Consider the following 8,025-nt stretch of genomic DNA (forward strand, 5'->3'; position numbering starts at 1 on the left):
GGGCTCTATGACGTCACCGGGGGCGGGGCGATTTCGCTCGAGCCGGGCGGGCAGTTCGAATTGTCGGGCGCGCCGGTCGAAACCGTGCATCAGACGCAGTCGGAATTGATGGCGCATCTGGCGCAGGTGCGCGAGATCGCAACCCCGCTCGGCATCGGGTTCCTCGGCCTCGGCATGACGCCGTCCTGGTCGCGGGAGCAGATCCCCATGATGCCGAAAGGGCGCTACAAGATCATGCGAAACTACATGCCGAAGGTCGGCAAATACGGCCTCGACATGATGTTCCGGACCTGCACGGTGCAGACCAATCTCGACTTCTCCTCCGAAGCCGACATGGTGAAGAAGCTGCGGGTGTCGCTGGCGTTGCAGCCGATCGCGACCGCTTTGTTCGCCAATTCGCCGTTCACCGAAGGCAAGCCCAACGGCTTTCTGTCGTTCCGCTCCGAGATCTGGCGCGATACCGACAATGCGCGCAGCGGCATGATCCCGTTCGCATTCGAGGACGGCATGGGCTACGAGCGCTATGTCGATTACGCGCTCGACGTTCCCATGTATTTCGTCAAGCGCGGCGAGGAATATATCGATGTCGCGGGCTCGTCGTTCCGCGATTTCTTCGCCGGCAAGAATGCCGCCCTCCCCGGCGAGCGCCCGACCTTGTCGGACTGGGCCAATCATCTTTCGACGATCTTCCCCGAGGTGCGGCTGAAGCGTTACCTCGAAATGCGCGGCGCCGACGGTGTGCCGTGGGGCCGGCTGCCGGCGCTGCCGGCGTTCTGGGTCGGGCTGCTCTACGACAATGACAGCCTCGATGCCGCCTGGGACATCGTCCGCCACTGGACCGCGCCGGAGCGGCAGGCGCTGCGCGACGACGTGCCGCGCTTCGGCTTCAAGTCGCGGATCAAGGATCGCTATCTGTTCGAGATCGCCAAGGAGTGCCTGGTCCTGTCGCATGCCGGATTGCGGCGGCGCGGCCGGATCGACCATCTCGGACGCGACGAAAGCCGCTTCCTCGAACCGCTCGAACGCATCATCGAGACCGGCCGCTCGCCGGCGGAAGAGATGCTGGAGAAGTTCAACGGCCCCTGGAAGGGCTCGGTGGAGCCGGCCTATCAGGAGTACGCCTTCTAATCCTGCTTACCCCAGATCCGGGCGGGCCATGCACCCGGATGGCGGTGCCCTCGCACCTGCCGCCGCAGCGCCGTTCATCAGCCGTACAGGTTTACGGCGTTCAAATGACGCCCCGCGGAATGCGCGGGGCTGCGCGAATTTGAAAGCAATCTCATGGGGATAGGCCGCCACTTTAGGGCGTATGTGGTGATGTTCGCGGCGCTGTTGGCCGTTGTCGTCGCGCGCCCGGTATTGGCGCAGACCAATTTCGACCGTCCCGGTGGTGACTATTCGAGCGCGCCGGTCACGACCGGCGATCCCGCCGATTGCGCGCTGACCTGCGAGCGCGACCGCCGCTGCCGGGCCTGGAGCTTCAACTATCCGACCGACGCCAACAACGGCGCGGTGTGCTGGCTGAAGAACAGCGTGCCGCCGCGGGTGCAGGACGTCTGCTGTGTCTCCGGGGTGCGCGGCGCGGGCGTGGTCGAGCCGCGCAGCGGCGCCATCGAAACCTCGATCGACCGCCTCGGCGGCGACTACAAGAATTTCGAACTGAAGAGCAGCGACGGCGACGAGGCCTGCCAGGCCGCCTGCACCGCCGACAACAAATGCCGCGCCTGGACCTACGCCCGGCCCGGCTATGCCGGCCGCGACGCGCATTGCTTCCTGAAGAAAGAGATCAAGCCGCCGCGCCGCAAGGCGGGGTTCACGTCGGGCGTGGTGCGGTAGCGCCGCCGCACATCGGCAAAGGTGATCGGCGATGGACGTCATCAGCAGCCGGAACCGGCGCCCGCCCTCAGGTTAACTCGGCTGCGCGCTGAATTGGCATGGCCGACGCAGCCTCCGGAAAGCGAAGGCAAGCGGTCGTTCCCTGTCCACGGTTCGACGCAATGACGAGATCACCCCCATGCGAGGCCATGATCTCCTGCACGATCGACAGGCCGAGGCCGGCGCTGTTCCTGGTGGTGCCGCCGGTCTGGAATGGCTCGATCAGCTTGCACTCCGAGCCCGGAGAGAGCCCGGCGCCGTCGTCGCTGATCGATACGCGGCCGCGGCTTAGGCTGGCCCTGATGCATCGGGCGCCCCGGGCGTGGATCAGCGCGTTGCCGACGAGGTTGGCCAGCGCGCTCCTGATAGCAGCTTCGACGCCCTGCACCATGGTGGCCGGTTCGTCGCTGTGTTCCAGCGAGAGTTCTATTCCCGCGTCCAAAGCCGAAGGGCTGAAATCTGCCAGCACGTCGCGCGTCACGGTCGCAAGGTCGATCGGCCGCTTTTCGAGCGTCCCGTTTTGCAGCCGTGCCAAGTCCAGCATGGCCGAAACAAGCGATGTCAGCCGGCGGACGTCGTGAATCAGCTCCACCCGCAAGGCGGGATCGTCCACGTCCTCGACCCTGGCGCGCAGCAACGTCAGGGGGGTGCGGAGCTGATGGGCGGCATTGCCCAGGAACCGGCGCTGCGTCCGGATGTAGGCGTGGATTTCATCAAACGCGCGGTTCAGCGCTGTGGCCAGCGGCTTCAGTTCTGCGGGGACCCGATCGAGCGAAATCGATCCCTGCGGCGCGGCCGGATCGATCGCGAGCGCAAGCTTCGTCACCCGTTCGATGCTGCGCGCAACGAAGCGCGCGGCGAGGAACACGCCGATCGCCACGATCAATACGTAGCCCGCCGCGTAGAGGGAAATCTCCAACAGATTTTTCAGGATGAACCACATCGCGATCTGGTCAGGACGGACGTGGGCGTTTCCGATCATCATCACGAGTTCGGGGACGTGGCCGGTGTGCATGACGACCATGCAGAACGAGCTATTCTGGTCGAGCGACTTGAGCATGGAAAGACCGCTCGGTCCGACAAAGGGCAGCGAAACCGGAAGCGGCGGCCTGCGTTCGCGGCCGAATTCGCTTGTCACATCTCCGTAAGCCACGACGTACCAAAGGTCCGGGCTTTGGGATTTCAGCTCTTCCAATCGGGCGGTGGGGCGGACTGTGAGCCTGTCGCCGGGGTTGACCTCGGTGGCGCGTCCAAGAACGTAGGCGGCCGCAAAGCAGGCGCTGCGTTCGGGCTCCTGCGCGATGAACAGCCAGAAGACGAGGCCGACCGCGGCGAAGAAAATCACGGCGGCGGCCATCCCGAGCGAGAGCGTCAATGTCCGTGCGATCGACGTCATCGGATACTTGCCATCCTGAGAATGTAGCCGATGCCCCGCATGCTGCGGATCTCGACGTTGCTGCCAAGTTCGGAAAGCTTCTTGCGAAGCCGAGACACTTGCGACTCGAGGGTGTTGGATTCGATCTCGTCGTCGAATCCGTAGATGGCCTCGACCAGCGCTTCGCGGGCGATGACGCGGTCGCGTCGCATCAAGAGCGCCTCGAGGATCAAGGCCTCGCGGCGCCGGAGCAGGACCGTGTGGCCGGCGACCGTCGCCTCGTTGGTGCCGACCTTCAGTTCGACATTGCCGAACGAAAGCATTGACGACACGAATACGCGGGGCCGCCGCAGCACGGCCCGTGCTCGCGCGATGAACTCCTGCGGCTCGAAGGGCTTGCCCAGATAATCGTCGGCGCCACCGTTCAGCCCGTCGATCACGTCTTCCATGGCGTCCTTGGCGGTCAGCATGATGATGGCCGGCCTCTCCGGCAGTCGGCTCAGCGTCGTGACGATACTGAGCGCGTCGCCATCGGGAAGCATTCGGTCGACGATCGCCAGATCGTAGTTGAAACTGCTGAGCGCATGCCTTGCATCCGTAACGGACTCGACGATGTCGATAACGCCGCCGAGCTGTCCGAGCAGCCGGTCGAGATAGGCGGAGATTTGCGGTTCGTCTTCGATCACGAGAAAGCGCACAGACCTTCCCTCGCATGTTCGGTCGATGATCTTGCAGGTGATTGTGTCGGCATCGCGCCAGCGATGGTTCAGCACTCGCAGCACTTATCGACAGGCCGCTTTGACAAGGCAAGCCACAAATCTTTCCGCGCTTCGCCGGCGCTCGCGGCGCGGCAATCTTCGGGCAATGTTCACAGGCCACCTACCCGCGACCAGACAACAACCCTTCCCACAAGGCCCAGGTCAGAGGTTTTGAACAATCCGCCATGCGAGAGTTCTTCCGTTCTTGCGCGGCGAAGACCGCGCGTCGTGCCGTCGTTGCTGCTCTTCCTGCCGCATTTGGCGGCGTCGCGGCCTTTCCCGGTCAGGCTGCCGCGCAAACCGCGTTCACGTTGCCGGCTCCGCCTTTTTCAGTCCCTTTCCTGCCCTCGGTCTCCGGCAACTGGACGGTGATGATTGGCGCGAGCGGGGCGTCCAAACCGGATTTCGAGGGTACAAACCACACCAAGTTCACCCCGGTCCCGATTTTCGCGATCCGTCGCTCCGGCACCGTCGACCAGTTTCGCAGCCCGCGCGACAATGCGAGCATCGCGATCGTCGACTTCGGTGATTTTCGGGCCGGCCCCGTCGGCAAGTTCGTGACGTCGCGAAAAGCGAGCAGGTACCCCGAGCTCAGCGGTCTTGCCGACGTCAACGCGGCCTTCGAGCTCGGCGGATTCGTCGAATACTTTCCGGTCGACTGGTTTCGTGTGCGCAACGAGACGCGCCAGGGCCTTGGCGGGCACCACGGCATCGTTTCCGACTTCTCGGCGGACTTCATCGTACCTGTGTTCGGCGGCCTCATTGTTTCCGCCGGACCGCGCTTCACCTTGGAGAGCGCGAAAGCGGTCTCGCCCTATTTCAGCATCGATACCGTGCATGCGATGGCGACCGGGCTGCCGGTGTTTGACGCCAAAGGCGGGGCGCATTCGGCCGGCGCCGGCGCGCAGGTGTCGTATCGGATCAATCCGAAGTGGGAAGTTCATTCCTATATCGAATATGATCGACTGCTCGGCGACGCCTCGAAGAGCCCGATCGTGACGGTCCGCGGCTCGGCAAATCAGACCACGTTCGGCGTCGGCGCCTCCTATTCATTCGACGTCAAGGTTCAATGAGAGCCCATGCGCCGCAGCGGTCGATGTGCGAGCTTCGCGGCGGTCGTTCTTGTCGCCGCAAATGTGGCCGGGTGCGCGACGTTTGCGACCAGCGACAGCAAGCTGCAGGCGGTCAAGACCGTCGGCATCATTTCGGCGGTCGGCGATCGAGTGACCGTCGCCAAGGGAGGGCTCACGGGCCTGGAGAATGGCAGCAAAAGCTTCCCTATCGAGCCGTGGGGGCTTGATGATCTGATCGTCCAGCAGGCGACGGCGGCGCTGGGCGGCCGCTTTCAGGTGCAGCCGGTCACCTACAGCCGTTCCGCCTTTGCCACCATCAAGGATTCCGCGTTCACGCCCGCCAACCTTGTTCGCGGCGATCCGTTCAAGCAGCTGGTTCGGACCGAGGTGGCTCCGCAAGGCCTCGATGCGTATATCGTTATCACCAAGGCGCAGGCGGCCTACGGTGGCGGCCACCGGAAGGTCGAAGGCGTCGGCTTCATCACCTACCAGACGGTGACGGAGTCCTACAGCCAAGTCTATGCGCTCTACGAAATCAGGGTGATCGACGGCAAGACGTTTGACGTCATCGTCAAGAAGGCGGCCCAGCCGCTGGGCAATGCGGGGAACGTCCCGCTCGCCGGTCCGAGCCGGCCGGTCGACGGGAATTTTCCGATCAGCTCGGGCGACGGCGACGATGAGGGTCTGCACCGGGCGATCGTCGACCTCATTACGCGCAGCCTGCCGACGACGTTGGGCGACATGCATCTCGCGGCTGTCCGCTGATACCAATCAACAAGCCGGGAGAATTCCCTTGGAGACGTCGATGTTTGACCGGTACTGGTTCCCGCTGGCCGTCTTGCTTGGCCTTGCCGTGATTTTCCTGGTGAGCCTTGGCTTGATCATTGGCCTCTAGATCAGGCACGCAGCATCGCAAGGCGGGGTTCACGTCAGGCGTGGTGCGCTAGGGACCGCACATGCATCTGTCGTCCCTGCCTAGTGCGCAATTGCGCACTAGGCAGGGACGACAGGCTACTCCGCCGCCAGCACCGTGATCTCCGGCCACAGCGCCTTCCAGCGCGCAGCCTTCGTCGCATAGTTCGCCGCGGAAAAATTCCCGGTCCGGTTCGGCCGCACGATCATGCCGGCGACATCGCCAAAGCCTTTCGGCGCATAGACGTCGTAGCTGTCCGCGCCGCGGCGGATACCGACCTGCACGTTGCCGCTGAGGAAGCGATCGATGCCGTCGGTCGAACGCGACAGCGCGGGGTAGGGCACGCCGTGCTTGCCGGGATACCAGAGATGGACCCGGGCCTGGTTGCGGACCTCGATCGCGACGCCGAGGTGGCCGAGCCGCGCCGCGAGGTCGCGGATCACGGCGTCCTCGGCTTCCCACGACGTATCCGGATCGAAATAGAAGACGTCGTAGTCGTTGATGCCGTGATCGAGCGGCCGCTTCGTCAGCACGTTCCACACGCTCTGTACCAGGCAGCCGGCCACCAACCAGGCATCGGGCAGGCCGAGGCGGTCCAGCTCGTCGACGATGGCTCGATTGACCGTGTTGCGCAGCGCGGCTGCGAGGAATTGCTCTGAGGTCATGCTTCCATATCTCCCCCGGTCATTGCGAGGAGCGGAGCGACGAAGCAATCCATCGATCCGTTATGCCGTGACATGGATTGCTTCGCTGCGATCGCAATGACGAGAAACTATTACCCGATCGCGTCGTAATCCCTGACCGCCTTCTTCGACGCCAGCGAGCGCCAGTGCCGGCGCAGCAACGGCTCGACGGTCTGGCGCTTGGCCTTCGAGAGGCGGATCAGGACGGTCGGATAATCGCGGTAGTGATCGGTGAAGTAGAAGACTTTGGGCTGGCTCTCGACCAGCATGTCGCGCTCATCGGGCGGCACGCCGGGCATCGCCAGGCTGTCGCCGTCCTCCTTGAGCCGCACCAGCATCTTCTTGCGCACCTTCAGCGCCGGTGTGCCGTAGGAGGAGCCGTCCTCGACATCCGGCCACGCCAGCGCGATGTGCCTGATGTCGTCGAAGGTCACGGCGCATGCTCTCCCATGGAGGGGTTCTCTATCCCCATCGTCATGCCCGGGCTTGTCCCGGGCATCCACGTCTTCGGCGACCAGAAGGCAGGAAAGTCGCGGATGGCCGGGTCGAGCCCGGCCATGACGGAAAGAGCGAAGGCGTTTTACTGCACCGAGGTGAAGAAGCGCGCGAGGCGGAAGCCGGAGAGCCAGGTCCAGACCGGCTGGCTGCGGATGCCCATGTCCCACGAGCCGACCACGGCGTCGGCGCGGCCGATCAGATTGTCGATCGGCAACAGGCCGACCCCGCCGTCGCGCACCGGCACGCGGCTGTCGGCGGAATTGTCGCGGTTATCGCCGAGCACGAACAATTGGCCCGGCGGCACCATCACCTCGGCGGTGTTGTCGAGCCGGCCGTTGTCGCGGATCTTGAAGATCGCGTGGCTGACGCCGTTCGGCAGCGGCTCGATATAACGGTAGGCGTCCTCGCCGCCGCCGCGATCGTCCTCGGCAAAGCCGGTGCCGTCGGGCTTCAGCGCTGCCGGATGATCGTTGATGAAGAGCTGGCCCTGTCGCATCTGGATGCGATCGCCGGGCAGCCCGACGACGCGCTTGACCCAGGCCTGCGAGCGGTCGCCCGGCCAGCGGAACACGACGACGTCGCCGCGCTTCGGCGTCTCGCCGAACACGCGGCCGGTTTCCGGAAGCGTGATCTGGATCGGCAGCGACGCCGCGCCGTAGCCATAGGGGAATTTCGAGGCGACCAGTGCGTCGCCGATCAAAAGCGTCGGTTCCATCGAGCCCGACGGCACCGGCTTTGCCGAGGACGATCGCGGCGGCGGCGAGGACGCCTACCGTTATATCGAGACGCTGCCGAACGGCGTCAGCCACGCGATCTTCAAGATCCGCGACAACGGCCGGCTCGACAACAC

At 64.5% G+C, this 8,025-nt stretch carries 8 protein-coding genes and 1 pseudogene; 4 read left to right on the plus strand and 5 right to left on the minus strand.

Annotated elements, in window-relative coordinates; translation table 11 throughout:
- A partial coding sequence (locus tag FNJ47_RS43110) for a glutamate--cysteine ligase (RefSeq protein ID WP_163162468.1) occupies nucleotides 1–1,128 on the plus strand: 1,128 nt, incomplete at its 5' end.
- A gap of 153 nt (nucleotides 1,129–1,281) precedes the next feature.
- Nucleotides 1,282–1,836, plus strand: coding sequence for a PAN domain-containing protein (locus FNJ47_RS43115; protein WP_163162470.1), 555 nt, complete (start codon nucleotides 1,282–1,284; stop codon nucleotides 1,834–1,836).
- A gap of 67 nt (nucleotides 1,837–1,903) precedes the next feature.
- Here FNJ47_RS43115 and FNJ47_RS43120 read toward each other — a convergent pair whose 3' ends face one another.
- Nucleotides 1,904–3,250: a sensor histidine kinase gene (locus FNJ47_RS43120; protein WP_236000498.1), complete on the minus strand. Its 1,347-nt coding sequence runs from the start codon at nucleotides 3,248–3,250 to the stop codon at nucleotides 1,904–1,906.
- A gap of 17 nt (nucleotides 3,251–3,267) precedes the next feature.
- Entirely contained in the window at nucleotides 3,268–3,936 is a 669-nt protein-coding gene (locus FNJ47_RS43125) for a response regulator transcription factor (RefSeq protein ID WP_347341798.1), read from the minus strand.
- 257 nt (nucleotides 3,937–4,193) lie between these two features.
- On the opposite strand from FNJ47_RS43125, the gene FNJ47_RS43130 reads away from it, so the two are divergent.
- Nucleotides 4,194–5,081, plus strand: coding sequence for a MipA/OmpV family protein (locus FNJ47_RS43130; RefSeq protein ID WP_163162476.1), 888 nt, complete (start codon nucleotides 4,194–4,196; stop codon nucleotides 5,079–5,081).
- A 150-nt stretch (nucleotides 5,082–5,231) separates the two neighbouring features.
- Nucleotides 5,232–5,846, plus strand: coding sequence for a hypothetical protein (locus FNJ47_RS43135; protein WP_347341799.1), 615 nt, complete (start codon nucleotides 5,232–5,234; stop codon nucleotides 5,844–5,846).
- Between the two features lie 246 nt (nucleotides 5,847–6,092).
- Here the strand turns inward: FNJ47_RS43135 and FNJ47_RS43140 are convergent, their stop codons facing one another.
- The 3 genes and pseudogenes from FNJ47_RS43140 to lepB all read right to left on the minus strand — a co-directional run.
- Complete coding sequence (locus FNJ47_RS43140) at nucleotides 6,093–6,659, minus strand: nucleotidyltransferase family protein (RefSeq protein ID WP_163162480.1); 567 nt, start codon at nucleotides 6,657–6,659, stop codon at nucleotides 6,093–6,095.
- Nucleotides 6,660–6,769: 110 nt separating this feature from the next.
- Nucleotides 6,770–7,111 (minus strand): MmcQ/YjbR family DNA-binding protein, encoded by a 342-nt coding sequence (locus FNJ47_RS43145; RefSeq protein WP_163162482.1) that lies wholly within the window; start codon nucleotides 7,109–7,111, stop codon nucleotides 6,770–6,772.
- A 146-nt stretch (nucleotides 7,112–7,257) separates the two neighbouring features.
- A pseudogene (lepB, locus tag FNJ47_RS43150) lies at nucleotides 7,258–7,905 on the minus strand (signal peptidase I); the annotation flags it as partial.
- Nucleotides 7,906–8,025 lie beyond the last annotated feature (120 nt).

This window comes from Bradyrhizobium uaiense (assembly GCF_010811875.1).
Classification (GTDB): domain Bacteria; phylum Pseudomonadota; class Alphaproteobacteria; order Rhizobiales; family Xanthobacteraceae; genus Bradyrhizobium; species Bradyrhizobium uaiense.

Coding starts and splice junctions, on each gene's coding strand:
- FNJ47_RS43130 (WP_163162476.1), top strand. CDS start 4,194: ATGCGAGAGTTCTTCCGTTCTTGCGCGGCGAAGACCGCGCGTCGTGCC.
- FNJ47_RS43140 (WP_163162480.1), bottom strand. CDS start 6,659: ATGACCTCAGAGCAATTCCTCGCAGCCGCGCTGCGCAACACGGTCAAT.
- FNJ47_RS43115 (WP_163162470.1), top strand. CDS start 1,282: ATGGGGATAGGCCGCCACTTTAGGGCGTATGTGGTGATGTTCGCGGCG.